We start from the raw sequence: 24,185 nt of genomic DNA, 5'->3' as shown, positions 1-24,185 counted from the left end.
CCGGCTGCCCCCGTCCCCGCCCCCGCCTGGGGTCGGTGTCCCCCTGCCCGCCCCCCCGCCCCCCCCCCCCCCCCCCCCCGCCCCCCCCCGCCGCCCCCGCCCCCCCCCCCCCCCCCCCCCCCCCCCCGCGGCGCATCACCCCACCCCGGACCTTCGGTCCGACCCTCCCCATCGAGGGGAGGGTAAAGAGCCTACTTCCCCTTCCACACCGGGTCGCGCTTCTCTGCAAACGCCCGGAACCCTTCCATGCCGTCCTCCGAGCCATACAGGGCATCGACGGTCGCCAATTGCCTCCGCGTCACGCGGTTCATCGCATCCTGGAAGGTCAGCGCCTCGGCCACGCGCGCCGTTTCCTTGATCGCGGCGAACACCAGCGGCGGGCCGCCGGCGAGCAGCCGGGCGATCTCCCAGACGCGGTCCTCGAGCTTTTCCTTGGGCAGCACTTCGTTGACCAGGCCCCAGCGATGCGCCTCGGCGACATCCATCCAGCGGCCGGTGAGCAAAAGGTCCATGGCGACGTGATAGGGGATGCGCTTGGGCAGCTTGATCGTCGCGGCGTCGGCCAGCGTGCCGGCACGGATTTCGGGCAGCGCGAAGGAGGAATGGTCGGAAGCGTAGATGAGGTCGCAGGACAGCGCCAGTTCGAAGCCGCCGCCGACCGCCATGCCGTTGACGCAGGCGATGACAGGCTTGTTCATGTCGCGCAGCTCCTGCAGGCCGGCAAAGCCGCCGACGCCATAGTCGCCGTCGACCGCATCGCCGCCGGCGGCGGCCTTCAAATCCCAGCCGGCGCAGAAGAACTTGTCGCCGGCGGTCTTGACGATGGCGACGCGCAGTTCCGGATCGTCGCGGAACGCCTTGAAGGTCTCGCCCATCAGCCGCGACGTTTTCAGGTCGATGGCGTTGGCCTTGGGCCGGTCGAGCGTGACCTCGAGGATGGTGCCCTCGCGGCGGGTGGAAATGACGTCAGACATTCTTCTTCTCTCCCAGCACCAGCAGCGCGTCGGCGATCCAGGCGCCCTTGCCCTCGGCGCAGACGATCAGCGGGTTGATGTCGAGTTCCTCGATCTCTCCGGCATTCGTCTGCACGAAGCCGGCAATGCCCGCGATGGCGTCGATGGCAGCCCCGACATCGGCCTTGGGCCGGCCACGATAGCCGTCGAGCAGCGGAAACAGTTTAAGGCCACGCAGGGCCGCCTCGATGTCGTCGCGCGTCGCCGGCAGCATCAGCGTGACGCTGTCGCGCAACAGCTCGACCAGCACGCCTCCGGTGCCCAGCGTCATGACGGCGCCGAACATCGGGTCGCGGGTGAAGCCGACGATCAGTTCGGCAACGCCGTCGCGCACCATGCGCTCGACATAGAGGCCGGTGCCGAGCGGCAGCAGATCATGCGCCGCCGTGCTCACGGATTCGGCGTCCTTGAGGTTCAGCCTGACCGCGCCGACTTCCGATTTGTGGGTGACTCCGAGCGCCTTCAGCGCCACCGGGAAGCCGAGCGCCATCGATGAGATGACGGCCTCGACAGCATTGGCGGCACGTTCTGCCTTCGGCACAGGCAAGCCGGCCTCGATCAGCCGCGCCTTGGCCTCGGCCTCATCAGGCGTGACATGGTCGCCTCCGGCCGCACCTGCAGCCGTGGTGTCGATCGGCTGCGCCTGCGGCTCGGCCCAGGCCCAGCCGATGAAGGCTGCCGCGCCTGCGGCGTCCATGGCCTCGGAAATGCCGAACAACGGCACCATGCCGCGCGCCATCAGTTCGGCGGTATATTCCTCCGGCAGGTTCTCCGGCAGCGACGAGACGATCGCACCATGCGCCTTGTTGGTCTTCAGCGCCGATTCGAAGGCGCGCAGCGTCGCCCACCAGTCGGTGACCGAGCAGCGGTCGGGGCGTGGAAAGTCGAGCACCAGCATGTTGAGGTCGAAGCCGCCCGACACCATGGCGGTGAAGGTGGCGGTCATCGCCGGTTCGTTGTTCCAGATGAAGGTGTGATAGTCCAACGGGTTGGCGACCGCGACCAGCGGCCCGAGCGTCGATTTGACATGGGCGCGGTGCTTGCTGGTGAGCTCCGGGAAATTGACCCAGCGGCCTTCGGCGCTGTCGGCCATGACAGAGGCTTCGCCGCCCGAGCAACTCATCGATGACAGTCGATAGCCGGGCAGTGGTCCTGTGACATGCAGAAGCTTCAGCGCCTCGATAAAGGCGGGGATGGAATCGACGCGGGCAATGCCGAGCCGCCGCAGGAAAGCGCCCGAGGCAGCGTCCGAGCCAGCCAGCGATGCCGTGTGCGAGACCGTCGCCTGCCGCGCCTGTTCGGACCGGCCGACCTTCATGGCGATGATCGGCTTCTTCAGTTCGCGCGCCCGCGACGCCAGCTTCTCGAAGCCGGCTACCGAATCGAAGGCTTCGATGTGCAGGCCGAGCGAGGTGACGCGCTCGTCCTCGATCAGGCCGAGCGCCATTTCGGAGAGGCCGGTCTGCGCCTGGTTGCCGGCGGTCATCAGGAAGGCGATCGGCAGGCCGCGCTTCTGCATCGTCATGTTGATGGCGATGTTGGAGGACTGGGTGATGATGGCGACGCCCTTGGCGCGTTCGGGCAGCCTGATGCCGCCATGCTGGTCGGGCCATAGCAGCGCGCCATCGGCATAGTTGATCAGGCCGTAGCAGTTCGGCCCGATGATCGGCATCTGGCCCGCGGCAGCCACCAGTTCGGCCTGCAGCCGCTCGCCGTCATCGTCATAGGCCTCGGTCTCAAGAAAGCCCGCGGCAAAACAGACGGCGCCGCCGGCGCCACGCTTGGCCAGCGCCTTGATCACCTCGATGGTGAGATGCCGGTTTACGCCGACAAAGGCGGCGTCGGGCGCCCCGGGCAATTCGGCGACCGAGCGATAGGCCTTGCGGCCGGCGACCTCGTCCTTGTTCGGATGCACCGGCCAGATTTCGCCGACAAAGCCCATCTTGATCGATTGGGCGACGACGGCGGCGGCCTGGGCCCCGCCGAACACCGCGATGGATTTTGGGCGCAACAGACGCTCAAGCTTGTGCATGGGTTATGCCCCGAACGGGCGCAGCAGCGCCCGCGAAATGATGTGGCGCTGGATTTCCGACGTCCCTTCCCAGATGCGCTCGACGCGGGCGTCGCGCCAGATGCGTTCCAACGGCAGGTCGTCCATCAGCCCCATGCCACCATGGATCTGGATGGCTTCGTCGGCAACGAAGGCGAGCATTTCGGTAGCCTTCAGCTTCGCCATGGCCATGTCCTGATCGGTGACGGTGCCCTGATCGTACTTCCAGCCGGCTTCGAACACCATCAGGTCCGCCGCCTTCAATTCGGTCGCCATGTCGGCGAGTTTGAACGACACGCCCTGGAACTTGCCGATCTGCTGGCCGAACTGCTGGCGCTGCGCGGAATATTCGATGGCATGACCGAGCGCCCGCTCGGCGCGGCCGAGACAGGTGGCGCCGACCTGCAGGCGCGTGGCGCCGAGCCAGGAATTGGCGACGTCGAAGCCCTTGTGGACCTCACCCAGCACCTGGCTTGCCGGCAGGCGGCAATCGTCGAATTCGAGGATGGCGTTGGTGTAGCCGCGATGCGAGACGTTGCGGTAGCCGTCGCGCACGGTGAACCCCTTGGTGCCCTTGTCGACGAAGAAGGCGGTGATCTTCTTGCGCTTGCCGCGCGGCGTTTCTTCCTCGCCCGAAGCCATGAAACAAATCGCGAAATCGGCGAGATCGGCATGGGAGATGAAATGCTTGGTGCCGTTAAGGACCCAGTCGTCGCCGTCCTGCACCGCGGTCGCCTTCATGCCTCGCAGGTCGGAGCCGGCGCCGGGCTCGGTCATCGCCAGGCAGTCCCACTTCTCGCCGCGGATGCACGGGAACAGGTACTTTTCGCGCTGCTCGGGCGTGCCGGCGAGCAGGATGTTGGAGGGGCGCGCGACGCAGGTCCAGTGCAGCGCATAGTTGGCGCGGCCGAGTTCCTTCTCGTAGAGCAGCCAGGTCACCGTATCGAGGCCGGCGCCACCGACATCGGCCGGCATGTTGGCCGCATAGAGCCCGGCTTCGATTGCCTTGACCTTGATCTCCTCGATCAACTCGCGGCGCAGCACGCCGGTGCGCTCGACCTCGCGTTCATGCGGGTAAAGCTCATTCTCGACGAACGCGCGCGTCGTCTCGACAATGAGCTTCTGTTCCTCCGAAAGACCGAAATCCATGGTCCTCAGCCCTTCTTCTTTTTCTTCGGCTTTTCCGCCTTCTTCACCGGCTTCGATGCCTTGGCCTTTTCTGCGGCCCTGGATGCGGCCGGCTTCTTCGCCGCCAGCTTGGCCAACTGCTTGGTATAGTCCTTGTGCAAGGCGCCGGCGCCCCAGCCCTTGCCTTTGTTCTGTTTCGACAGAGCATCCATGATCGCGACCAGATTGTCGTCGCGGATCTTTTCCAGTTCGCGGATCGACAGGCCGTGCGCCTGGTCGTCCGACTGGGTGGCAATAAGATCGACCAGCTCGTCGTTGAACTCCGGCACGTCCATAAGCTTGGTCCACGGCCATTTCAGGCACGGCCCGAACTGCGCCATGAAGTGGCGCATGCCGGCTTCGCCGCCGGCGACGCGATAGACCTGGAACATGCCCATCTGCGCCCAGCGCAGGCCGAAGCCATAGCGCATGATGTCGTCGAGTTCCTCAACGGTGCAGATGCCGTCCTTGATCAGCCACAGCGCCTCACGCCAGGCCGCTTCGAGCAGGCGGTCGCCGACAAAGGCCTCGATCTCCTTACGGATCACCACCGGCTTCATGCCGATCGAGGCATAGATTTCCTTGGCAACCTCGATCGCTTCGGGGAACGTCTGCTCGCCGCCGACGATCTCGACCAGCGGCAGCAGGTAGACCGGGTTGAAGGGATGTCCGACAACCAGACGCTCCGGATGCTTCTTCATCGCGACCTGCATGTCGGTCGGCTTGATGCCGGAGGTAGACGAGCCGACTATGGCGTTCGCCGGCGCATAAAGGTCGATCTCGGCCAGCACGCGGTGTTTCAGGTCGAGCCGCTCCGGCACGCTCTCCTGGATGAAATCGGCGTCGGCCACCGCCTCGGCGATGGTCTTGGCAAAGGTCAGTCTGCCTTCCCTGGGCAGGCCGCCGGGAACCATCTGCTTGTAGGCGCGGCGCGCGCCCTTCATCACTTCCGAGACCTTGCGCGACGCTTCCGGGTCCGGATCGAAGATCGACACGTCGATGCCGTTGAGCAGCAGCCGCGCCACCCAGCCGGCGCCAATGACACCGCCGCCAATGGCGGCTGCCTTGTTGATGATGCTCATGGTCAGGCTCCGGTTCTTGTCTTGGCGGTTTCGGGGTCGATGAGAGGCACGCGCTCGCCGGAGCGGATCACGGAGGGGTCGTAGGCCTTGCGGGCGAAGACTTCGAGCACGAAGGGCCGGAAGAATTCGATCGGCAGCGTGTCGAAGTCCGGGTCGAAGCTCGACTGGTCCCAGCGTTCGCAAAACTGGTCGCAATCGTCGAAATAGGCATGGCCGGCGAAGCGGTCGCGAGCATGGCGGTTGCCGCCGAGATGATGCGCGTAATAGAGCCGCTGGAAGTCGCCATGCTTTTCCACCACCCAGGTGCATTGCTCGCGCACGAAAGGTTTCAGGATCGAAGCGGCGTATTCGTCGTGATTGTAGGGAGCGTAGATGTCGCCGATGTCGTGCAGCAGCGCGCAGGCGATCCAGTCGGTGTCGGCGCCGTCACGCCAGGCCCGCGTCGCCGCTTGCAGCGAATGGCCGAGCCTGGTGATCTTGTAGCCCGACAGGCCTTCGTCGAGTTGCACCAGTGCGTCGAGCAGCCGCTCGCCGGTCCTGTCGGCATAGTCGATCTCATGGGCGGTCAGGAACTCATAGTCTTGCCTGTCGCCATCCTTCATCGCAGTGAATTTGACGGTAGCCATGATCCGCTCCCGTCTTAAGCAGCCGCTGCGATCGGCGCCCGCTTGGTGAGGTTGAGCTTCCTGCGCACTTCCTCCGGCCCCAAAATCCTGGCGCCGAGATTGGTGACGATGCTGGCGGCGCGCTCGACCAGCTGCGCATTGGTGGCCAGCACGCCCTTGTCGAGCCAGAGATTGTCTTCGAGACCGACGCGGACATTGCCGCCGGCGAGCACTGCAGCGGCTGCATAGGCCATCTGGTTGCGGCCGATGGCGAAGGCCGACCAGTTCCAGGTCGACGGCACGTTGTTAACCATGGCCATGAAGGTGTTGAGGTCGTCCGGCGCCCCCCACGGCACACCCATGCAGAGCTGCACCAGCGCGTCGGGATTCAAGACCTTTTCTTCGACCAGCTGCTTAGCGAACCAGAGGTGGCCGGTATCGAAGGCTTCGATCTCCGGCTTGACGCCGAGCGCCGTCATCATGCCGCCCATTGCGCGCAGCATGCCGGGCGTGTTGGTCATGACATAATCGGCCTCGGCGAAGTTCATGGTGCCGCAATCCAGCGTGCAGATTTCCGGCAGGCACTGGCGCACATGTTCCATACGGTTGGTGGCGCCGCCCATGTCGGTGCCTTTTTCATTGAGCGGCAGCGGCGCTTCCGGTGAGCCGAACACCATGTCGCCGCCCATCCCGGCGGTCAGGTTCAGGATCACATCGACTTCTGCCGCGCGGATGCGGTCCGTCACTTCGCGGTAGAGATGGACATCGCGGCGCGGCTTGCCGGTCTCGGGGTCGCGGACATGGCAGTGGACGATGGCGGCACCGGCCTTGGCCGCATCGATCGCCGAATCGGCGATCTGCTTGGGCGAGCGTGGCACATGCGGGGAGCGGTCCTGCGAGCCGCCGGACCCGGTCACGGCACAGGTAATGAAAACCTCACGGTTCATCGCGAGCGGCATGGACATCTCCTCCCCATAGAAACAGACCCTAACAATGACCGACTTGCCGGAAACTGTTTTGCAATTTACGAAGCTCTCGTGATCAAAAGCGAAAAACCGACCATCTTTCGCGCTGAGCGATCGCCGCTCAAGGTGACGCTGCTGGTGTTTTCAGGCTCGTCCATCATGTGCGTGGCGTCGACCGTCGACCCGCTGCGCGCCGCCAACCGCATCTCAGGCGAGACGCTGTTCGATTTCAAACTGGTCTCGGTCACCGGCGAGGCGCCGGTCACCACATGCGGCCTGCCGGTGGCGGTCAGGGGCCGCTTCGATGCGGCCGAGCCGACCGACGTGCTTGTCGTCGTCGCCGGCTTCGGCACCCAGAATTACGCGACATCGGCTCTGCTTTCCGGATTACGGCGAGCGGCCCGCGCGGCTCGCGCCTGCGGCGGCGTCGAGGCCGGCACATGGCTGGTGGCGCGCGCCGGCCTCCTCGAAGGCCGCAGCGCCACCACCCATTGGGAAGACATGGAGGATTTTTCCTCCGCCTTTCCCGGCGTCGACGTGCGTCCGGACCGCTACGTCATCGACGGACCGGTGTTCACCTCGGGCGGGGCGTCGCCGACCTTCGACCTGATGCTGCATCTGATCCGCACCCGGCTCGGCATGGCCGTCGCGCTCGATGTCGCCAGCGTCTTCATCTACGACCAGGCGCGCGCCGCGACCGACGCGCAGCCGCTGGTCTCGCTCGGCCGGCTCGACGGCTACGACCCGCGTCTGGCGCAGGCTATCCGGCTGATGGAATCGCATGTCGACCAGCCGCTGACCATCGACGCGGTGGCAAAACGCGCCGGGGTGACGGCGCGGACATTGGAGAGCATTTTTCGCAAGTCGATCGGCGAGACGCCGGGCGCATATTATCTCAGGCTGCGGCTGGGCGCGGCGCGGCGGCTGGTGGTCGACACGCGGATCGCCATGGCGGATATTGCCGGGCGGACGGGGTTCTCGTCCGCCGCGGCATTTTCCAGAGCGTTTTCAAGAGCGTTCGGCGAAGCCCCGGTCAGGCTGCGCCGAGGTTGATGCATGTCGCCCAAAAGTGTGTCGCGGTTTTGGGATTACGACATGCACAGACAAAGGGAGATCAGGCTGCGTTCTGTCGATCGCTGCCGGCGTCCATCTGCGAGCGCATCTGCCTCGCCAGACGGACTTCAAATCGGCTGCTGACAGCACGATCCCATTCGTTTTTCACGCTGTCGGTCGGCCGCGGCAGCGCCATCAGCCGGTCGATGATCGATCCGGTCTCGCCGGATGAGAGCAGGGCGTTGATTTCGCGTTCATGCTGCATATCGGTTCGCCTCCTTCCTTTTCACCCGCCACAACCGCATCCTTATACGAGATACGTGACGGCAGTTTGAAGGCAAGAGCGAGGTCATTGAGGGGCGCCAAAGGGCAAACCCTTGTCGTCGGATAGGGTCTTGCGCAAACCCCATTCCGGGGCGGCCGGAATGTTATCCAGCCACCCTTGAGCACAACGAATCGGCTTTCCGCCCTCAGACGTAGCGGTTGACGATGTTTTCCAGCAACTCCTGGCGGCCGGAGCGTGGCTGCGGCTCGATCTTCTTCTTCACCACGCGCTCGGCGATGTCTTCCAGCGAGCGCTTGCCCGACAGCATCGCCTTGCCCTCGGCCGTGTTCCAACCGGCATAGCGCTCGGCCAGCGGACCCGACAGCGCCTTGTCCTCGACCATCTTGGCGGCTGCCTTGAGACCTCGTGCGCAGGAATCCATGCCGCCGATATGGCCGATCAGCAGGTCCTGCGGGTCGAGCGACTGGCGGCGCAGCTTGGCGTCGAAATTGGTGCCGCCGGTCTTGAAGCCGCCGGCCTGCAACACCTGGTAATAGGCCAGCGCCATCTCCGGCACATTGTTGGGGAACTGGTCGGTGTCCCAGCCCGACTGGTAGTCGTTGCGGTTCATGTCGATCGAGCCGAAGACGCCGAGCGCATTGGCCAGCGCCAGCTCGTGCTCGAAGGAATGGCCGGCAAGAATCGCGTGGCCCTGCTCGATGTTCAGCTTCACTTCCTTCTCCAGCCCGAAGCGCTTGAGGAAACCGTAGACCGTGGCAACGTCGTAGTCGTACTGATGCTTGGTCGGCTCCTGCGGCTTCGGCTCGATCAGGATCGTGCCTTTGAAGCCGATCTTGTGCTTGTAGTCGACGACGAGACTGAGGAAGCGCCCGGCCTGCTCCTGCTCGCGAGCAAGATCAGTGTTGAGCAGCGTTTCATAGCCCTCGCGCCCGCCCCACAGTACATAATTCTCGCCCTTCAGCCGCTTCGTGACGTCGATGCAGCTTTTCACCGTCGCCGCCGCATAGGCGAAGACATCCGGATCGGGATTGGTGGCGGCGCCCGACATGAAGCGGCGGTTGGAGAACAGGTTGGCCGTGCCCCAGAGCAGTTTGACGCCGGTCTTCTTCATCTTGGCGGCAAAATAGTCGGCGATCTCGTCGAGCCGCGCGGCACTTTCGGAGAAATCCTTGCCTTCCGGCCGCACGTCGGCGTCGTGGAAGCAGAAATAGGGCGCGCCGAGCAGCGAGAACATCTCGAAGGCGACGTCGGCTTTCAGCTTGGCCAGTTCCATCGTGTCGACGCCGCCAGCCTTGGGAAACCAGGGCCGGTCAAAGGTCTGGCCGCCAAAGGGATCGCCGCCCGGCCAGGCGAAAGAATGCCAGTAGGCGACGGCGAAGCGCAGATGGTCTTCCAGCCGTTTGCCGGCCACCACCTCGTCGGGATTGTAGAAGCGGTAGGCCAGCGGATTGGTCGAATCCGGCCCCTCATACTTGATCGCTTTGATGTCGCCGAAAAATCCGCTGCTCATGATTTCTGTCCTCTCTCGAATAGTTCGCCCTGATTACCTCAGGCGTAATTGGTTTCGCTCTCGCTTGGGGTGAAAAGGCTCGTGTCAAAGCCACTCAACGAAGGAGACAGACCATGACCGACCTCAACACGATCGCCGAGAACTACATCACCGCCTGGAACGAGGCCGATGCGGATCGCCGTGCCGAACTGCTCAAGGCCACCTTCACCGAAGACGTCAGCTACCGCGATCCGCTCATGCAGGGCGACGGCCACGCCGGCGTTGCTGGGCTGATCGACGGCGTACAGCAGCGCTTCGCCGGCTTCCGGTTCTCGCTGAAGGGTACGCCGGACGGGTTTGGCGACCGCATCCGCTTCTCGTGGAATCTTGGGCCGGAAGGCGTGCCGTCGGTTATCGAAGGCACCGATATCGGTGTTATCGAAAATGGGCGCCTGAAGAGCGTCACCGGGTTTCTGGACAAGGTGCCGGCGCAGTGATCGATTAAGGGTGGCGCGAGACACCCCCCTCTGCCCTGCCGGGCATCTCCCCCGCAAGGGGGGAGATTGATAGTCACGCGGACCTTCGCCAACCAATAACGCCGAAAGAAAAGAGTCGGCGCGCAAGCTGCCAATCTCCCCCCTTGAGGGGGAGATGCCCGGCAGGGCAGAGGGGGGTGCCTCGCGCTCCCTCATGTGATTGCCGGGTGCCCCGCGCTCACTCACGCCATGGCGCCCTTGATCGCCGGATACAGCGCCCGGTAGCGCTGATAGGCATCGGCATACGCCCCGCCAAGCGGGACATCCGGTTCGATCGTCGCATCCGTCCTCGGCGCCGTGCACACCGCCAGCGGATCAGCCCCTGTCGCCGCAATCAGCCCGAGCCGGGCGGCGCCAAAGGCAGCACCGAAATCGCCGTCGGCCGGAATGTCCACGGGCACCTGCAGCGCCGTAGCGATCGCCTTCAGCCAATAGCGCGAGCGCGAGCCGCCGCCGATTGCCGTCACCCGCGTCAAATCCGTGCCGGCGGTCTTCAAGGCTTCGAGACTGTCGCGGAAGGCGAAGGCGACGCCTTCAAGCACGGCCTGCGTCAGCACCGCGCGGCTCGACTCATGCGCCAGTCCGGTGAAGGACCCACGAATGGCGGAATCATTGTGCGGCGTGCGCTCGCCCGAGAGATAGGGCAGGAACGACACCCCGCTCGGCGCTTTCAGCACATCGCCAAGTTCGGCGGTCAATTCGCCGGCCTTCTTGCCTGAAATCTCCGACAGCCAGTTCAGCGAATCGGTCGCAGACAGGATGACCCCCATCTGGTGCCAGGTGTTGGGCAGGGCATGGCAGAAGGTGTGGACCGCACTTGCCGGATTGGGCAGGTAGGAAGCGTTGGCGGCAAACAGCACGCCAGATGTGCCCAGCGACACAAAAGCGTGGCCGGCGCCGACCGTGCCCATGCCGCAGGCCGAAGCAGCATTGTCGCCGGCGCCGCCGGCAACCGGGGTGCCCGATGCTATGCCCCAGCTGGCGGCCAGTTCGGCGCGCAAGGCTCCGGCCTTCTCCGTGCCTTCGACCAGCGACGGCATCTGCCTTTCGTCGAGCGATGTCGCCGCAAGCAACTCGGGGGACCAGCGCCGTTTGCCGACATCGAGCCAGGAGGTGCCGGCCGAGTCGGACATTTCTGAGATATGCTCGCCGGTCAGCCACAGCCGCAGGAAATCCTTCGGCAAAAGCACCTTCGCCACTTTGGCGAAGACGGAGGGCTCATTGTTCTTCACCCAGGCGAGTTTCGGCGCCGTGAAGCCGGGGAAGACGATATTCCCGGTGAGTTGGCGAAAGCGCGGGTCGGCATCGAGCGCCGCGGCCTCAGCGTGGCTGCGCGTATCATTCCACAGAATGCAGGGGCGCAGCACCTGGTCGCCGGCATCGAGCAAGGTGGCGCCATGCATATGGCCGGAAAGGCCGATGCCCTTGACCGCGGCAAGCTCTTTCGGGTGCGAGGCTTTCAGCTCGGCAATGGCCGTCTCGCAGGCGCGGATCCAGTCCGTGGGGTTTTGTTCGGACCAGCCGGGATGCGGCCGCGATACGTCAAGCGAAGCATGGCCGGAGCCGATGATCTTCTGCCCGGCATCGATCAACAGCGCCTTGACGCCCGACGTGCCGAGATCGAGGCCGAGATACATGCATTCCTCCCATTGCCATTAATTTTTTCGGGTCTCGAAAAAATCTGGCTTGCCAGTTTTTAAAACAAGATCCGCCGCGGGTCAATTCTCTGACAAATTGGCGGCGCGTTGCGAAAACAGCGCCGACAGCGGACTGTCCGGCCGGGCCAGTGCGCGCTCGGCCGTCAACGCCCGGGCAAGCGCTGTGTCGCCGGCGCGCAACGCCGCCTCGATCAACGTGAGATCAATCACATCGCGCTGGGCGTGGCTGCCGCCAAAGCGATGGGCAATGGCGCGGATCGGTCGAATCAGGCGCACCGCTTCGCTGTAATTGCCCTCGCCGAATGCCTTAATGCCTTCCGTCAGTGGCTGGCCGACATCCCGGGTAAAGGCGGCATTGTCGTCGCTGCCGCGCATCGCCTCGTGCTGGGCTTCGAGCAAGATCTTGGCCGACGCTTCGAGCCCGGCGCCGACGAATGCCATCATCGCATGCGCATCGTTGAAGGCGTAATTGCCGGCTCCAGCCTTTGGCGCCCAGTTGGCGGCGAGCGCTGCCCAGCGGTCGCCGACATCGACACCGCCGAGATAAAGCCGCCACAGGATCGCGGATGCATCGACCATGTTCAGCGCCAGCGTCGAACGCTCGCCATAGATCGGCCCGTCATAGAGCTTGAGCACCTCGTCGGTCTCGCCGAGATCGTAGTGGAACAGCGCCAGATGCCACCAATTATGCACCTGCAGGAAGCTTTCCTTCGTCCACGCCTCGGGGTCGGCGCGCATCCAGGCGATGCCGTCCCGTTGCCGGCTCTGCATCTCCATGACATGGGCGACCGCATGCTGCGCCCAGCCGTCTCGCGGCTCGATCTCGATCGCCTGTCGGCCGAAACTTTCGGCTCTGACATAGTCGCCCATCTCCTCGAGACCGAAGGCCTGCATACCGAGAATGGCGTGATAACCTGGCATGCCGCTCTGCCAGGACGGTAGCGCGCGGCCGATACGGTCGCGCAGCATGCGGGCATTGCCGGTGAAGAAGTCGATCTGGTGGCCGACCTGCAACGCCACCGCGTCGAGCGGGTTGTCGATGGCGATATCTTCGAGCAGGCGCGCGGCGTCATGCCAGCGTCCCTCGGCAAGGTGGCCAAGGGCCGCCACATGCGCCTGTTCGCGCGGCGTCGCGGCAAGCGGCAGTGCCGCAGCATGGCATGCCTGGGCGACCGCCGTTGCCTCGCGTTCGGTGGCGAGGCCGAACAGATACCCCTTGAAGACATGCGCCATGACGAAACCGGGATCCGCCGATATGGCGCGGTCAACGGAGCCGACCGGGTCGCCGACGAAGCATTGCAATTCATGAACGGCCTGGCTGTAGGGTGAAAACCCGGCCTCGGTCGCGCCCGAAAACATTAGGCCGAATGGATCTCTTACTGCCATATCGGCCCTGATGCTCCGCAGTTCCTAATGGCCCGAGCGCATCGCCACCGTGGCGATCCCGGCGCCGACCAGCAGCGTGCCGCCGGTGCGGTTGAAGATGCGGATCGCCTTGGGGTTGCGTACGACGTTGCGGGCGCGCGCCGCAATCAGCGCGTAGCCGAAGGCATTGGCGAAGGCGAGCGCCAGGAAGGTCGTTTCGAAGATCAGCATCTGTGTCCAGAAATCGGCTTCCCGATTGAGGAACTGCGGCAGGAAGGCGACAAAGAACGTGATGCTCTTCGGGTTGAGTGCGGTGACCAGCCAGGCGTGCGCCATCATCTTGGCGGCCGAGACGGCATCTGTGCGTGGTTCGGCTTTGAGCGCGCCGCCGGCGCGAAACAGTTTTACCCCGAGATAGATCAGATAGCAGGCGCCGATCAGCTTCAGAATGGTGAACACGGTCGCCGACGCGGCCAGCAGCGCGCCGATGCCCAGCATCGACAGGGTCATGGCGGTGAAGTCGCCCAGCGCCACGCCGACGGCCATCGGCAAGGCAGTGCGCCAGCCCTGGCCCAGCGCATAGGACACGACCAGAAGAATGGTCGGGCCCGGAATGATGAGCAGCACGGCCGAGGCGGCGGCGAAGGCGGCCCAGTTTTCGAACGACATCTTTGTCTCCTTGAGCGCAAAGAAAAGGATAAATCCTCGTGTGCGGAGGAATGTAAAGAGCCCTCTCCCAAAAATGCACTGCGGACCATTTCGCCCGACCGCTGCGGCTATTGGCGGCACAAGTTTAATGCCGGTCGTTGGGCCTTCACCCTTTTTCAACCATGTTTGGCGAAACTGCCTGCTATCCGGCCGGACCGTGTTTCCCGCCGACAGCGTAGGGTTGGGTGCATGCGTGAGTTGCCGCAGAATGTGACGCCGCCAGCAAATGGCGACGCAAACGAGACCGAACATCTCTATTCCCGCCGCTTCGTCCTGTCAGGGGCCGGCGCCATGACGCTACTCGGCATGGCCGGCTGCAGCACTTCGACGCTCGAGCTGCCGCAATTCCAGCTGGATGACACGGTCACCGGCTCGGTGCGGCCGATCCGTCCGGCGATCAGCGTCGACAAGAACGTCACCGGCCCCGATGTCATGTACGCTTCGCTCAACGATGGCGGCTTCGAAGTGCCGGCGGTGCCCTATCAGAAGGTCAAGCCGGAGTTCCGCCGCCAGATCGTCGTCAACGAGACCGGCGAGGCGCCCGGCACCATTGTCGTCCATCTGCAGGAGCGAAAGCTCTATCTGGTGCAGGAGGGCGGCGACGCCATCCGCTACGGCGTCGGCATCGGCAAGGACGGCTTCCGCTGGTCCGGCCGCGCCAACATCCAGTACGGCAAGGAATGGCCGACCTGGACGCCGCCGCCGGAGATGATCCAGCGCAAGCCGGAACTGGTGAAATGGCAAAACGGCCAGCCCGGTGGCCTCACCAACCCGCTCGGCGCACGCGCTCTTTACATCTACCAGGACGGCAAGGACACCGGCTACCGCATACACGGTTCGCCGGAATGGGCGAGCATCGGCCAGGCGATGTCGTCGGGCTGCGTGCGCCTGATCAACCAGGATATCATCGACCTCTACAGCCGCGTTTCCAAGAAGAACCCGGTCGTGGTCGTCTGATCCTGTGCGGCGGTTTGGCGCCGCTGGAAACTCCCGTTGCGCGATGCGGCAAGCTAGGCCAAGGTGCCTTGAAAACCACAGCGCCGGGAGAGATCGAGCATGGCTGGAACGTTTGTCATCGCACAGGGCGGCGGCCCGACCGCCGTCATCAACCAGACGGTTGTCGGGGCCACGCTGGAAGTCCGCAAGCGCCATCCCGGCGCCAAGGTGCTGGGCTCGCTCCACGGCGTGCGCGGCATTCGTGACGGCAACTATGTCGACCTCTCCGCCATCCCAGAGGACCGGCTGCGGCTGATCGCCGGCACGCCGAGTGCCGCGCTCGGCTCGACACGCGACAAGCCCGACGCTGCCTATTGCGAAGTCATCCTCAACGGGTTGAAGAAGGCCGGCGCCGACGCTTTCATCTACATCGGTGGCAACGACACGTCGGGCACGCAGCAGATTCTGACCGACGCCGCCGGCGGCAGCATTGCTTTCGTCCATGCGCCAAAAACCATCGACAACGACCTCGAGGAAAACGACCACACGCCGGGCTTCATCTCGGCGGCCGAATTCGTCGCCGGCGCCTTCCTGTCCGTCGATCTCGATTTCCGCGCATTGCCCGGCATCTATGTCGGCATCGTAATGGGTCGGCATGCCGGCTTCCTCACCGCGGCGGCTGCAGCCTGGCAGCTCGATCCCGACAGCGGCCCGCATCTGGTCTACGTGCCGGAACGGCCGTTCTCCGCCGCCGGTTTCATCGACGACGTGCGCGCCACGCTCGACCGCCACAAGCGTTGCATCGTCGCCGTCTCCGAAGGAGTCAGCACCGCCGACGGCAAGGCGCTGGTCGAAAGCCTGGTGCCGCCGGACAAGCTCGAGCGCGACGCGCATGGCAACGTCAAACTGTCGGGCAGCGACCTGCCGTCAGCTCTGGAACGTGCGCTCGCCGAAGGCCTGCCGGGCAAGCGCGCCCGCGTCGATGCGCTTGGCTACATGCCGCGCGGCTATGTCGGCGCGATCAGCGCCGTCGACGCGCGGGAGGCTTTCGACGCCGGCGCCTTCGCGGTTGCCGTTGCCGGCGAAGGCGGTGGCTCGGTGGTGCTGCAATATGACGGCACGAAAACCGTGCTGAAGAAGGTGCCGCTGAAGAACGTCGCCGGCAAGACGCGCCATATGCCCGACGATTTCATGAAGCCCGATGTCAACCAGCTGTCGGAAGCGGGCATGGCTTACCTGAAGCGGCTGGTGCCGGAAAAATACAAGGTGGGAAAGCCCTTCGTCTGATGGGCGGCCGTTTTGGCGGCACCCGTTTTGGTGGCGAGCGCGTTGTCGGCGACTGGTTCGGCAAGACGATCATCGACGACCGCACGACGATGCTGACCGAGCCGTTCGTGCATGATTTCGTGCGCGCCAACATCTGGCATTTCAGGGGACGCGACGCCGACCTGCTGGTCGACACCGGCATGGGCATCTGCCCGCTGGCGCCTGAGATCGACACGCCCGAGGGCAAGCCGCTCATCGTTGTCGCCACCCACATCCATCTCGACCATGTCGGCTCGCTGCACGAGTTTCCGCTGCGCGCCGGGCCGCGGCACAGTGCCGAGCATTTCGAGACCATGAATGAGGCAGTGACCTACGCCTACATGTTTTGCAATCTCGACGGCGCCGTTTCGAAATTGCCGGCGCCGGGCTGGACGGCGGCCGACTACAAGATCCCGCCGGCGCCGCTGACGCGCACGCTGGACGAGGGCGACATCGTCGACCTCGGCGACCGGCAGTTCCGCGTCCTGCATCTGCCCGGACATTCGCCGGATTCGATCGCTTTGTTCGACGAGGCGGACGGCCTGTTCTTTGCCGGCGATGCCATCTACGATTCCACGCTGATCGACGACCTGCCGGATTCCTCCCGGCCTGATTATCGCCGTACCATGCAGCGGCTCCTTGACCTGCCTGTTCGCCTCGGCCATGGCGGCCATGGGCCGAGCTTCGACGGCAACCGGATGCGCGAGATCGCCACAGCCTATCTCAGGCGCAACGAAGGCCGCTGACGACATTGTGATTGGAACCAGCGTGGCGCCGTGGTCGAGCGCGTCAATCCGGACAAGGCAGCCGCGAATGCGGACCTGCAGCCGGGCGACGTCATCGTCGCCGTCGACCAGTCGCCGGTGCGGAATGCGCCGTAAGCCAACCAGGCGATCGCCGAGCCCGGCAGATCGGGCCGGAAGTCGGTGCTGCTTTTGGTCGACCGGGGCGACGCGCAAATCTTCGTCGCGTACCCTTCGCCGCCGGTTGAGACATGATTCGGCGGGCTCGCTGAACGATCGGCAGGCCTGCCGCACGGCCCCGCCAAAATTCCTGTTGCCCGCCGCGACATCTTCGAGAACATTACGGCAGGCCGGCAATGGCCTGCAAAAAACGGACGGTTCGATGGTCACTCGCGGTTTTTCCTCCGGTCGAAAGCCTCCGACGGAGACCGATGCGCGCATTCCGCCCGGTCAGTATCTCGAACAGGGCTTTCCAGTGCTGTCGGCGGGGCCGACGCCGCGCGTGCGCACCGAGGACTGGTCGTTCACGCTCAAGCACGGGCCACGCCCGATCAAGAAATGGAACTGGGCCGAGTTCAACGCGCTGCCCTTGACCAAGATGACGCGCGACATCCATTGCGTTACCGCCTGGACCAAGTTCGATACCGCCTGGCAAGGCGTGCTGGTCGACGACATCCTTGCCGATGCCGGCATCGAAGCGCCGACCGGCTTCCTGCTGGCGCATGGCTATGACGGCTATACCACCAACGTGCCGGCCAAGGATCTCACCGCGGGGAAGGCGATGGTGGCGCTGCTTTATGAAGGCAAGCCGGTCACTGCCGATCATGGCGGCCCGGCGCGGCTCCTGGTGCCGCATCTCTATTTCTGGAAATCGGCTAAATGGCTGAACGGGCTGCAGTTCACCGAGCGCGACGAGCCGGGCTTCTGGGAATTGCGCGGCTATCACATCTATGGCGACCCGTGGCGCGAGCAGCGCTATAGCGGCGATCCATGAGCGAAGCGCCGCAATCTCCCTGGCAGACGGCGAAAATCACCCGGATCGAAAAGCGGACGCCACGCGTCACCAGTTTCTTCTTCGCGCTGTCACGGCCATTCGCCTATCGCGCCGGACAGCATGTCGATGTCAGGCTGACGGCGCCTGACGGCTACCAGGCGCGCCGCTCCTATTCCATCGCCTCGGCGCCGGAGAGCGGCGCCACGATCGAGCTGGCCATCGAGAAGCTCGACGACGGTGAAGTCTCGCCCTTCTTCCACGACATCGCCGCGGTCGGTGACGAGATCGAACTGCGCGGGCCGCTCGGCGGCCATTTCGTCTGGTCCGATGGGGATGGCGGGCCGCTGCTTCTGGTCGGCGGCGGCTCCGGCGTGGTGCCGCTGATGGCGATGGTGCGGCATCGAGCCTTGCGCAAATCGGCGGTGCCGGTGGCGCTGATGTTTTCGGTGCGGGTCTGGGACGAGGTGATCTTCCGCGACGAGCTGATCGGCCTCGGCGACCGCAGCGACGGGTTCGAGCTGGTGCTGACGCTGACGCGCGAGGCGGCACGGCGCCCGTCCGACTATTCGAGGCGCATCGACACGGCAATGGTCATGCAGGCGCTCACGCGGCTGCCGCGGCCGCCGGCGCTCGCCTTCGTCTGCGGGTCGAACGCCTTCGTCTCGGCGGCTGCCCAGGCGCTGATCGACGCCGGCATATCAGCGGAAATCATCCGCACCGAGCGCTATGGCGTCTGAGAGGGCCACAGTGGTTCACCGTTTCATGGAAACAGCCACCCGCTCTCAGGCGGGTGAAAACCTTGCCGACAGCAATTGGAACGGCAGCGCGCCATAGGCGGCGACTTCGGCCTCATTGTCCCAGTTGCGGAACTGACGCGATGGCCGTGCCTCGATCACCAGAGGCCGGCCGGTGTCGTCCACCGTTACCTTGCCGCGAAAGCGCAGCACACGTCCGCCGCCGGCGCGGCTGATCACCATGGAACGCAGGCGGGCGACATGGCCGCCGCCGGCATTGATTTCCATCTCGATGCGGCGCCGGATTGGTGGAACGACGATCCTGACGGTGACGTCCAGCACCATCGCTCCAGTCCTGTCCGGACGCGGCAGGGGCTGGGAAAGTGCAAACGGCGCCGACGTCGCTCTTGCCTTGCGCAATGTCGGCCTGCCGCGCCAGACGGCGGGCGTCGGCTGCTGCAGGCGGCCCTTTTTGCGTTTGAGGCGCAACTGCTTGGCAAAGCCGCGAGACAGCCAAACGAGGCCGCCGAAATCGGTGCGCGGCTTTGCCTGCAGCACCGAGGACCAGCGCGACAGGCCGGCGCGGTCGGCCAACTCAATCGTCTTTGCAAGTTCGGCCTCCGGCACCGCAATGCCGATCTCCAGGCAGAGATAGGAGAGCGCCACCGCCGCGGCGACGGCGAGGCCCCGCTTGGCGATGATGTCGGCGAACACGCCCCAGTTGACTGCGCCACTCTCGATGGTGACCGCACAGTCGACCAGCCAGTCGCTGTGGGTGTGGGCATCGAGGCCGCCATGTGCGATGGCAAGCGCCATGCGGTCGGCCGGAGAGGGCACAAGCACGCGGACGCCATTGAAGTCGGCTGACAGCGCCCGCTGCCAGATCGCCAGATCATCTTCCGCGCTTTGCTGCGACCCGTCATAAGCGAGCTGGTGCAGGTCGATGTCGCCGAAACTGCCCTTGAAGAAATTCATCGAACGCAAGGACGCCAGCCTGGTGCGCAGATATTGCGGACTGACGCCGGTGGCGATCTGCCAGTCGCGTTCGCTAAGCACATCGAAGGCGGCAATCATGTCCTGCGGGCGCACCAGTATGTCGATGTCGTGCGCCACCCGGCCGCGCTGCGCCCACGCGTTGACGGCGATGCGGCTGGCGCCTTTGATTAGCATCACCGCGCAGCCGGCGTCGATCATGGCCTGTAGCGCCGGCTCGGCCTCGCGCGCAGCCAGCCGCGATTTGGTCCACAGCATCTTTTGCAGGCCGACAAGACGTGGATAGGCCGGATGCCCAGCGAGCTTGCGGCCAAACCTGTCGGAGATCGCGGCCAGCAGCCGATGCTCGCGGAAGGCAACATGGTCGATGTCGTTCTCGTCGAGCCAGCGCGCCGCGTAACGCCCTGCCGCTTCTTCATCGGGCAGCAATGCGGCCTTCAGCAGCTGGTCGAGTCCGCCAGTTGGCCATGACCAACCATAGTCCGGAAACTGACGGCCGATACGGCGCATGGCATTGGCCATCAGTCGGCGCTCGCCTTTTTCGCTGCTCGCCTTTGCATGGCCAGCCTTACGACTTCGACATAACCGCGGTCGCGCACGGGGTCGCGTCCATAGGACATGCTGTCGGGCCGGATGCGGCGCAAGGTCAGGACATCGTCGAGCATGGCAAGCGCAAAGCCCGCCTCGCGGGCACGGGCGATCCAGTCGACCATGTCGCCGCGACCGCCTTGCGGGTCGATGATCGGACCGACGGCCTCGGCTACCTCCCGGCGGATCATCATCGTCGTGCGCGACCAGCCCGCCACCGCCACGTCCTGTTGCACATCGGGCTTGTCATCGCGAAACGTCCGCCAGTGGGCAAAGACTCCTGCCGTCGCGGGAAACCGCTCGAAATGCTCCAGCTGCCTTTCGATCTTGGTCGGCAGCCACAGATCGTCCGCATCGAGCGTGGCGACGAAGGGCGTCGCCAGCGCGGCGATGCCCCTGGTGGTGGCGCTGCCTGGTCCGGCATTGTCCTGGCGCAACACCTGCACCGGCATGCCCAGCGCATTGACCACCGCGACCGTATCGTCGGTCGAGCCGTCATCGACGACGATCATGGCGTCGGGCTGGACCGTCTGGGCCGCGACCGATCGCAGCGTCTCGGCGATGGTGGCGGTCGCGTTGAAGGCCGGAATGACGACGCCGTAGCTGGCCATCACAGGAAACGCCAATTCGCAAGTTCCTTGAAATCGAAGATGCCGTCGACAGGGTGCAAGGAGCGGTCGGCCTCGCGCCTTTTCATCGACTTGTAGACGGCGCGCATGAATTCGCGAAAAGGAACATCGGCCTGCCTGGTCATGTTGCCGGGATGGCGCCGGTAATAGAGCGCAACAGTGTCGGGCATCGTGAATTTCGGCCCGCTTTCGAAAGTGCGCAGCAGATAGTCGGTGTCCTCGGCCTGGTGGAAATCCTCGTCGAAGCTGCCGATGCGTTCGACCAACCGCCGGACGAAGATAGCGGGCGACAGGTGAATGCCGCGAACCGTCACCGAGTGGCTGTCGGCTGTCGGCTCCAGCGTATCGTCATCTATGTCGTCGACCAGCGTCATGCGCGAATAGGTGAGCTCGAGGGTGGGGTCTGCGTCGAAACAGGTCAGATCCGCCTTGAAGCGGCCCGGCGGGGAAATGTCGTCGGAATCGAGAAACGATACCAGCCCGGTCTGCGGCAGCAATTGCCGCAAGCCCGCGTTGCGTGCCCGCGTCACCCCGGCATTCTGCTGCTGGAAAAGGCGAATGCACGGCGCCTCCGCGATCAGCGAGCGCACGACCGCCACCGAACTGTCGGTCGAACCGTCATCGATAACGATGATGTCGAGATCGGCGGCATCGCGCTGCCTCAGCAGCGAGCGCAGCGCCGAGCCGACATGGCGTTCGCGGTTGTAGACCGGCATGATCACGCTCAGCTTCACGCACGCATTCCAGGCTGTGATCTATTCATTCTTTCACCACTCTGCCGGGCGCTTGATCTCGAAAAGCCCCTCGACCGGGCGCCGCGACGGATCGGCCTTGCGCCGCCGCAAGGATTTCTGAATTACACGTAGGTATTCGCGCACCGCCACATCCCTTTGCTTGGTCAAATTGCCGGGGTGGCGCCGGTAGTATACCGCGACGGTGTCGGGAAAAATGTGCTTTGGGCTGGTTTCGAAAATGCGCAGCAGATAGTCGGCGTCTTCGCCCTGCCGGAACTCCTCGTCGAAAGCACCTGTACGGTCGATGAGTGCCCTGCGGAATATCCCGGCGCTAAGGCTGACGCCGCGCACGGTGGGACCTGCGCCGCCCGGTGCCGGCTGCAGGGCTTCGTCGTCCATGAGATCGACGCGCGTCATCAGCGAGTAGGTCAGCTCGAGCGCAGGGTCGGCCGCGAACAGGGGTAGGCCAGCCTTGAATCGTCCAGCCGGCGAGACGTCGTCCGAATCCAGGAACGACACCAGTTCGGTTTGCGGCAGCAACTGCCTCAGCCCTGTGTTGCGCGCGTTGGCCACGCCCTGGTTTGCCTGCTGGAACAGGCGGATGCACGACGCTTCCCGCATGATGGCGCGGACTGCTTCAACGGAGCTGTCCGTCGAGCCATCGTCGACAACGATGATATCGAGATCGGCATCGTCGCGTTGCCTGAGCAGGGACCGCAACGTCGAAACGACATAGATCTCCCGATTGCAGACCGGCACGATGACGCTCAACTTCATGCGGAGCCCCGAAGGACGAAATCCGCAATCGTGCCGGCGATCTCGCGCGGCTCGGTCCCCAGCGACAGCCGGTAGCATGGCAGATCGCGGGTAAGCTCGCTGAAAAAGCGAAAGCCCGCTTCCCGCTCGCCCGGCATCTGCACGATTCCTGACGGCGCCAGGGCGATCATGGCATCCTTGCGCGATATGGGCATGACCGAGCTTCTCGCACCTCCCCTGATATGGGGCACTATCAAAGCAATAATGTCCAGACTTGGAGGAGTTGGTCGAGGCGCGATCTCGTTGATGTGAAAGGCATGCTTGCCTTGCCAGTTCAGCGGTTGGTACGACTTTAGCCGCTCCTCCAGCTTCAGCCGCTTGAAGCCCTCCGGATCCTGCTTGAGCGTGGCAAACAGCGGATAGGCCGTCACCCCCCCGGTCCGGTCGATCAGCACATAGTCGTCGCCGACGCTATCGAGCCCATTGAGCAGGCCGGCGACGACTGTTCCCGATTTTCCGGCTCCCCCGGAGCCCGCCAGCAACACGCCCTTGCCATCGATGCCCAGCGTGCCGGCATGGGTAAGCCGCATGCCGCGCGCCGCATATTCCCAATGCAGGAAGGCGCGCAGCGGCGCCGCCTGTTCCCATGGCGGAAAGGCCTCGGCCGCCATCATCAGCTGCGCCCCGACATGGCGTTGCGGATCATGGAACTGCCAGAAATCGAGGTCATGATAGTAGCTGCCGCGCAATCCGGCCTCTTCCAGCCGGTTGGCAAAGGCATGATGGTTGTAATCGCCTCGGCCCCAGGTGGCCGGGGCGGGAACGCCGTCGATGGCCGGGTGGGCGACGAAAATGCGGCAGCCGTCAGATGCAGACGGATTTTCCGGGGCCGGTATGAAGGCATGGCTCATGGCTTCCGCCAGCGTGCCATGGTCGAGGTGGACACTCAGGTCCAGTCCCGGCAACCGCACCCCGGCGGTAACGGGATAGAAGGCGGCGGCGCTTTCCGCGGCCGCCAGCACATGGCGGGCATAATCCGGCAGGGTTTGCAGCGTGATCAAAGGCATGTGTTGGTTGTTCAGCGTCCAGAATTGCGCCGGGTCGCCTGATGCATGTCGCTCGGGGTGGCCCCGGTTTTGAGACGACGACATGCATAAAAACAAAGACCTAAAGCGCGTCGCCTGAGTCCGTTCAAATGCGACGCGCTTTAGGGAAACGATTATGCCTGTTTCACCGCCGGCCAGCCGAGAGGTTCCTCGACCTCATGGATCGGGTCGACAATGATGAGATCGGCAAGGTCGTCATGGACATCGACCTTGAGCGGCTCATTGCTGGCAGCAAGCGCAGCCGACAGCTCGCCCGAAAGCGGTTGTGCCGGTCTTTCGGCTGGCGCAAGCAACCCGAAATCGAGCAGTCGGGCAACGAAGCTTTCGAGGTCGGCCAGGCTTATTTTTGCGGCGCCCGCGGCAGCTCCGACCAGTGCTTCAGTGGCGACGCCGGACGACAAAGCCTGCCAGACCCGGCTGCCGGAATCGGAAAAGCCGAAATACTTACCGTTCGAAAGATCGAGAACGACGGCTTCGCCATCGAATGATTCGAAAACGATGTCCTTGCTTGCGACCGCGTAGACCCGCTGTTGCATCGCTCTGTCCCCCGTTCCATGCGCCCATGAAGGGATGCGCCGGTTTCACGGTCTGCCCAGCCCTTCCTAAGTGCGTCTAAATCACTCGGCCCATGCTTGGCAAGACAAAGACCCGCGAACACAACGCCTGCGTCGGCGACCGTTGCGGCGAAGT

25 protein-coding genes are annotated in these 24,185 nt (G+C 64.5%); 8 read left to right on the top strand and 17 right to left on the bottom strand.

Annotated elements, in window-relative coordinates:
- Window positions 1-191: 191 nt before the first annotated feature.
- From NKJ58_RS30395 to bcoG, 6 genes are read right to left on the bottom strand one after another with little or no spacing between them, the layout of a single operon-like run.
- A complete protein-coding gene (locus tag NKJ58_RS30395; protein ID WP_023684273.1) occupies window positions 192-974 on the bottom strand; it encodes a carnitinyl-CoA dehydratase in 783 nt (260 codons plus the stop codon).
- Complete coding sequence (locus tag NKJ58_RS30390; RefSeq protein ID WP_352854611.1) at window positions 967-3,045, bottom strand: acetate--CoA ligase family protein; 2,079 nt, start codon at window positions 3,043-3,045, stop codon at window positions 967-969. Before NKJ58_RS30390 ends, NKJ58_RS30395 begins: the two co-directional genes overlap by 8 nt.
- A gap of 3 nt (window positions 3,046-3,048) precedes the next feature.
- Window positions 3,049-4,212, bottom strand: a complete 1,164-nt coding sequence (locus tag NKJ58_RS30385) for an acyl-CoA dehydrogenase family protein (RefSeq protein ID WP_023684275.1) — start codon at window positions 4,210-4,212, stop codon at window positions 3,049-3,051.
- A 5-nt stretch (window positions 4,213-4,217) separates the two neighbouring features.
- A complete protein-coding gene (locus NKJ58_RS30380; RefSeq protein WP_023732588.1) occupies window positions 4,218-5,312 on the bottom strand; it encodes a carnitine 3-dehydrogenase in 1,095 nt (364 codons plus the stop codon).
- Window positions 5,313-5,314: 2 nt separating this feature from the next.
- Window positions 5,315-5,938: an HD domain-containing protein gene (locus NKJ58_RS30375; RefSeq protein WP_352520039.1), complete on the bottom strand. Its 624-nt coding sequence runs from the start codon at window positions 5,936-5,938 to the stop codon at window positions 5,315-5,317.
- Window positions 5,939-5,952: 14 nt separating this feature from the next.
- Window positions 5,953-6,876 carry a 3-dehydrocarnitine:acetyl-CoA trimethylamine transferase BcoG gene (gene bcoG, locus NKJ58_RS30370; protein WP_023668863.1) on the bottom strand — a complete coding sequence of 308 codons (924 nt, stop codon included), beginning with the start codon at window positions 6,874-6,876 and terminating at the stop codon, window positions 5,953-5,955.
- Between the two features lie 78 nt (window positions 6,877-6,954).
- Between bcoG and NKJ58_RS30365 the strand changes: the two genes are divergently transcribed.
- Entirely contained in the window at window positions 6,955-7,935 is a 981-nt protein-coding gene (locus NKJ58_RS30365) for a GlxA family transcriptional regulator (protein WP_023668864.1), read from the top strand.
- A 61-nt stretch (window positions 7,936-7,996) separates the two neighbouring features.
- Here the strand turns inward: NKJ58_RS30365 and NKJ58_RS30360 are convergent, their stop codons facing one another.
- Entirely contained in the window at window positions 7,997-8,200 is a 204-nt protein-coding gene (locus NKJ58_RS30360) for a hypothetical protein (protein ID WP_023684278.1), read from the bottom strand.
- A gap of 205 nt (window positions 8,201-8,405) precedes the next feature.
- Entirely contained in the window at window positions 8,406-9,731 is a 1,326-nt protein-coding gene (gene xylA / locus NKJ58_RS30355; protein WP_023684279.1) for a xylose isomerase, read from the bottom strand.
- A 113-nt stretch (window positions 9,732-9,844) separates the two neighbouring features.
- On the opposite strand from xylA, the gene NKJ58_RS30350 reads away from it, so the two are divergent.
- Complete coding sequence (locus NKJ58_RS30350; protein WP_023668867.1) at window positions 9,845-10,207, top strand: nuclear transport factor 2 family protein; 363 nt, start codon at window positions 9,845-9,847, stop codon at window positions 10,205-10,207.
- 221 nt (window positions 10,208-10,428) lie between these two features.
- On the opposite strand, the gene xylB is transcribed toward NKJ58_RS30350, so the two are convergent.
- From xylB to NKJ58_RS30335, 3 genes are all read right to left on the bottom strand, one after another.
- Window positions 10,429-11,883 carry a xylulokinase gene (gene xylB / locus NKJ58_RS30345; protein ID WP_352520040.1) on the bottom strand — a complete coding sequence of 485 codons (1,455 nt, stop codon included), beginning with the start codon at window positions 11,881-11,883 and terminating at the stop codon, window positions 10,429-10,431.
- Window positions 11,884-11,964: 81 nt separating this feature from the next.
- The gene (locus NKJ58_RS30340; RefSeq protein ID WP_352520041.1) at window positions 11,965-13,290 is read right to left on the bottom strand and encodes a tetratricopeptide repeat protein; all 1,326 of its coding nucleotides are present in this window, start codon (window positions 13,288-13,290) and stop codon (window positions 11,965-11,967) included.
- A 24-nt stretch (window positions 13,291-13,314) separates the two neighbouring features.
- A complete protein-coding gene (locus NKJ58_RS30335) occupies window positions 13,315-13,938 on the bottom strand; it encodes a LysE family translocator (protein ID WP_023694251.1) in 624 nt (207 codons plus the stop codon).
- A gap of 228 nt (window positions 13,939-14,166) precedes the next feature.
- Between NKJ58_RS30335 and NKJ58_RS30330 the strand changes: the two genes are divergently transcribed.
- From NKJ58_RS30330 to NKJ58_RS30305, 6 genes are all read left to right on the top strand, one after another.
- Window positions 14,167-14,934 carry a L,D-transpeptidase gene (locus NKJ58_RS30330; RefSeq protein WP_023668871.1) on the top strand — a complete coding sequence of 256 codons (768 nt, stop codon included), beginning with the start codon at window positions 14,167-14,169 and terminating at the stop codon, window positions 14,932-14,934.
- Window positions 14,935-15,033: 99 nt separating this feature from the next.
- Complete coding sequence (locus NKJ58_RS30325; RefSeq protein ID WP_352520042.1) at window positions 15,034-16,200, top strand: diphosphate--fructose-6-phosphate 1-phosphotransferase; 1,167 nt, start codon at window positions 15,034-15,036, stop codon at window positions 16,198-16,200.
- Window positions 16,200-16,964, top strand: a complete 765-nt coding sequence (locus NKJ58_RS30320; protein WP_352461850.1) for an MBL fold metallo-hydrolase — start codon at window positions 16,200-16,202, stop codon at window positions 16,962-16,964. Before NKJ58_RS30325 ends, NKJ58_RS30320 begins: the two co-directional genes overlap by 1 nt.
- A 30-nt stretch (window positions 16,965-16,994) precedes the next feature.
- The gene (locus tag NKJ58_RS30315; protein ID WP_352520043.1) at window positions 16,995-17,099 is read left to right on the top strand and encodes a PDZ domain-containing protein; all 105 of its coding nucleotides are present in this window, start codon (window positions 16,995-16,997) and stop codon (window positions 17,097-17,099) included.
- Between the two features lie 244 nt (window positions 17,100-17,343).
- Window positions 17,344-17,955 (top strand): molybdopterin-dependent oxidoreductase, encoded by a 612-nt coding sequence (locus NKJ58_RS30310; RefSeq protein WP_352520044.1) that lies wholly within the window; start codon window positions 17,344-17,346, stop codon window positions 17,953-17,955.
- Window positions 17,952-18,692, top strand: coding sequence for an FAD-binding oxidoreductase (locus NKJ58_RS30305; protein ID WP_352520045.1), 741 nt, complete (start codon window positions 17,952-17,954; stop codon window positions 18,690-18,692). Before NKJ58_RS30310 ends, NKJ58_RS30305 begins: the two co-directional genes overlap by 4 nt.
- 45 nt (window positions 18,693-18,737) lie before the next feature.
- On the opposite strand, the gene NKJ58_RS30300 is transcribed toward NKJ58_RS30305, so the two are convergent.
- From NKJ58_RS30300 to NKJ58_RS30275, 6 genes are all read right to left on the bottom strand, one after another.
- Window positions 18,738-20,204, bottom strand: a complete 1,467-nt coding sequence (locus NKJ58_RS30300) for a nucleotidyltransferase family protein (RefSeq protein ID WP_352520046.1) — start codon at window positions 20,202-20,204, stop codon at window positions 18,738-18,740.
- On the bottom strand, window positions 20,204-20,896 hold the full coding sequence (locus tag NKJ58_RS30295; protein WP_352520047.1) for a glycosyltransferase family 2 protein: 693 nt from the start codon (window positions 20,894-20,896) through the stop codon (window positions 20,204-20,206). Before NKJ58_RS30295 ends, NKJ58_RS30300 begins: the two co-directional genes overlap by 1 nt.
- Window positions 20,881-21,633 (bottom strand): glycosyltransferase family 2 protein, encoded by a 753-nt coding sequence (locus tag NKJ58_RS30290; protein ID WP_023755574.1) that lies wholly within the window; start codon window positions 21,631-21,633, stop codon window positions 20,881-20,883. The genes NKJ58_RS30295 and NKJ58_RS30290 overlap by 16 nt, the downstream gene beginning before the upstream one ends.
- Before the next feature lie 33 nt (window positions 21,634-21,666).
- Window positions 21,667-22,410 carry a glycosyltransferase family 2 protein gene (locus NKJ58_RS30285; protein ID WP_023755573.1) on the bottom strand — a complete coding sequence of 248 codons (744 nt, stop codon included), beginning with the start codon at window positions 22,408-22,410 and terminating at the stop codon, window positions 21,667-21,669.
- Window positions 22,407-23,456 (bottom strand): serine kinase, encoded by a 1,050-nt coding sequence (locus tag NKJ58_RS30280; protein WP_352520048.1) that lies wholly within the window; start codon window positions 23,454-23,456, stop codon window positions 22,407-22,409. Before NKJ58_RS30280 ends, NKJ58_RS30285 begins: the two co-directional genes overlap by 4 nt.
- A 152-nt stretch (window positions 23,457-23,608) precedes the next feature.
- A complete protein-coding gene (locus NKJ58_RS30275; RefSeq protein ID WP_352520049.1) occupies window positions 23,609-24,031 on the bottom strand; it encodes a PqqD family protein in 423 nt (140 codons plus the stop codon).
- Window positions 24,032-24,185 lie beyond the last annotated feature (154 nt).

The sequence above is a fragment of the Mesorhizobium sp. M0139 genome (assembly GCF_040322455.1).
In the GTDB taxonomy this organism is placed as follows: domain Bacteria; phylum Pseudomonadota; class Alphaproteobacteria; order Rhizobiales; family Rhizobiaceae; genus Mesorhizobium.
Note: the sequence above shows the minus strand (reverse complement) of the source record. Positions and strands in the feature narration are given on the sequence as shown.

Coding starts and splice junctions, on each gene's coding strand:
- NKJ58_RS30380 (WP_023732588.1), bottom strand. CDS start 5,312: ATGAGCATCATCAACAAGGCAGCCGCCATTGGCGGCGGTGTCATTGGC.
- NKJ58_RS30305 (WP_352520045.1), top strand. CDS start 17,952: ATGAGCGAAGCGCCGCAATCTCCCTGGCAGACGGCGAAAATCACCCGG.
- xylA (WP_023684279.1), bottom strand. CDS start 9,731: ATGAGCAGCGGATTTTTCGGCGACATCAAAGCGATCAAGTATGAGGGG.
- NKJ58_RS30350 (WP_023668867.1), top strand. CDS start 9,845: ATGACCGACCTCAACACGATCGCCGAGAACTACATCACCGCCTGGAAC.
- bcoG (WP_023668863.1), bottom strand. CDS start 6,876: ATGCCGCTCGCGATGAACCGTGAGGTTTTCATTACCTGTGCCGTGACC.
- NKJ58_RS30330 (WP_023668871.1), top strand. CDS start 14,167: ATGCGTGAGTTGCCGCAGAATGTGACGCCGCCAGCAAATGGCGACGCA.
- NKJ58_RS30385 (WP_023684275.1), bottom strand. CDS start 4,212: ATGGATTTCGGTCTTTCGGAGGAACAGAAGCTCATTGTCGAGACGACG.
- NKJ58_RS30395 (WP_023684273.1), bottom strand. CDS start 974: ATGTCTGACGTCATTTCCACCCGCCGCGAGGGCACCATCCTCGAGGTC.
- NKJ58_RS30280 (WP_352520048.1), bottom strand. CDS start 23,456: ATGCCTTTGATCACGCTGCAAACCCTGCCGGATTATGCCCGCCATGTG.
- NKJ58_RS30325 (WP_352520042.1), top strand. CDS start 15,034: ATGGCTGGAACGTTTGTCATCGCACAGGGCGGCGGCCCGACCGCCGTC.
- NKJ58_RS30300 (WP_352520046.1), bottom strand. CDS start 20,204: ATGGCCAATGCCATGCGCCGTATCGGCCGTCAGTTTCCGGACTATGGT.
- NKJ58_RS30285 (WP_023755573.1), bottom strand. CDS start 22,410: ATGAAGTTGAGCGTCATCGTGCCGGTCTGCAATCGGGAGATCTATGTC.
- NKJ58_RS30275 (WP_352520049.1), bottom strand. CDS start 24,031: ATGCAACAGCGGGTCTACGCGGTCGCAAGCAAGGACATCGTTTTCGAA.
- NKJ58_RS30390 (WP_352854611.1), bottom strand. CDS start 3,045: ATGCACAAGCTTGAGCGTCTGTTGCGCCCAAAATCCATCGCGGTGTTC.
- xylB (WP_352520040.1), bottom strand. CDS start 11,883: ATGTATCTCGGCCTCGATCTCGGCACGTCGGGCGTCAAGGCGCTGTTG.
- NKJ58_RS30340 (WP_352520041.1), bottom strand. CDS start 13,290: ATGGCAGTAAGAGATCCATTCGGCCTAATGTTTTCGGGCGCGACCGAG.
- NKJ58_RS30360 (WP_023684278.1), bottom strand. CDS start 8,200: ATGCAGCATGAACGCGAAATCAACGCCCTGCTCTCATCCGGCGAGACC.
- NKJ58_RS30335 (WP_023694251.1), bottom strand. CDS start 13,938: ATGTCGTTCGAAAACTGGGCCGCCTTCGCCGCCGCCTCGGCCGTGCTG.
- NKJ58_RS30320 (WP_352461850.1), top strand. CDS start 16,200: ATGGGCGGCCGTTTTGGCGGCACCCGTTTTGGTGGCGAGCGCGTTGTC.
- NKJ58_RS30375 (WP_352520039.1), bottom strand. CDS start 5,938: ATGGCTACCGTCAAATTCACTGCGATGAAGGATGGCGACAGGCAAGAC.
- NKJ58_RS30310 (WP_352520044.1), top strand. CDS start 17,344: ATGGTCACTCGCGGTTTTTCCTCCGGTCGAAAGCCTCCGACGGAGACC.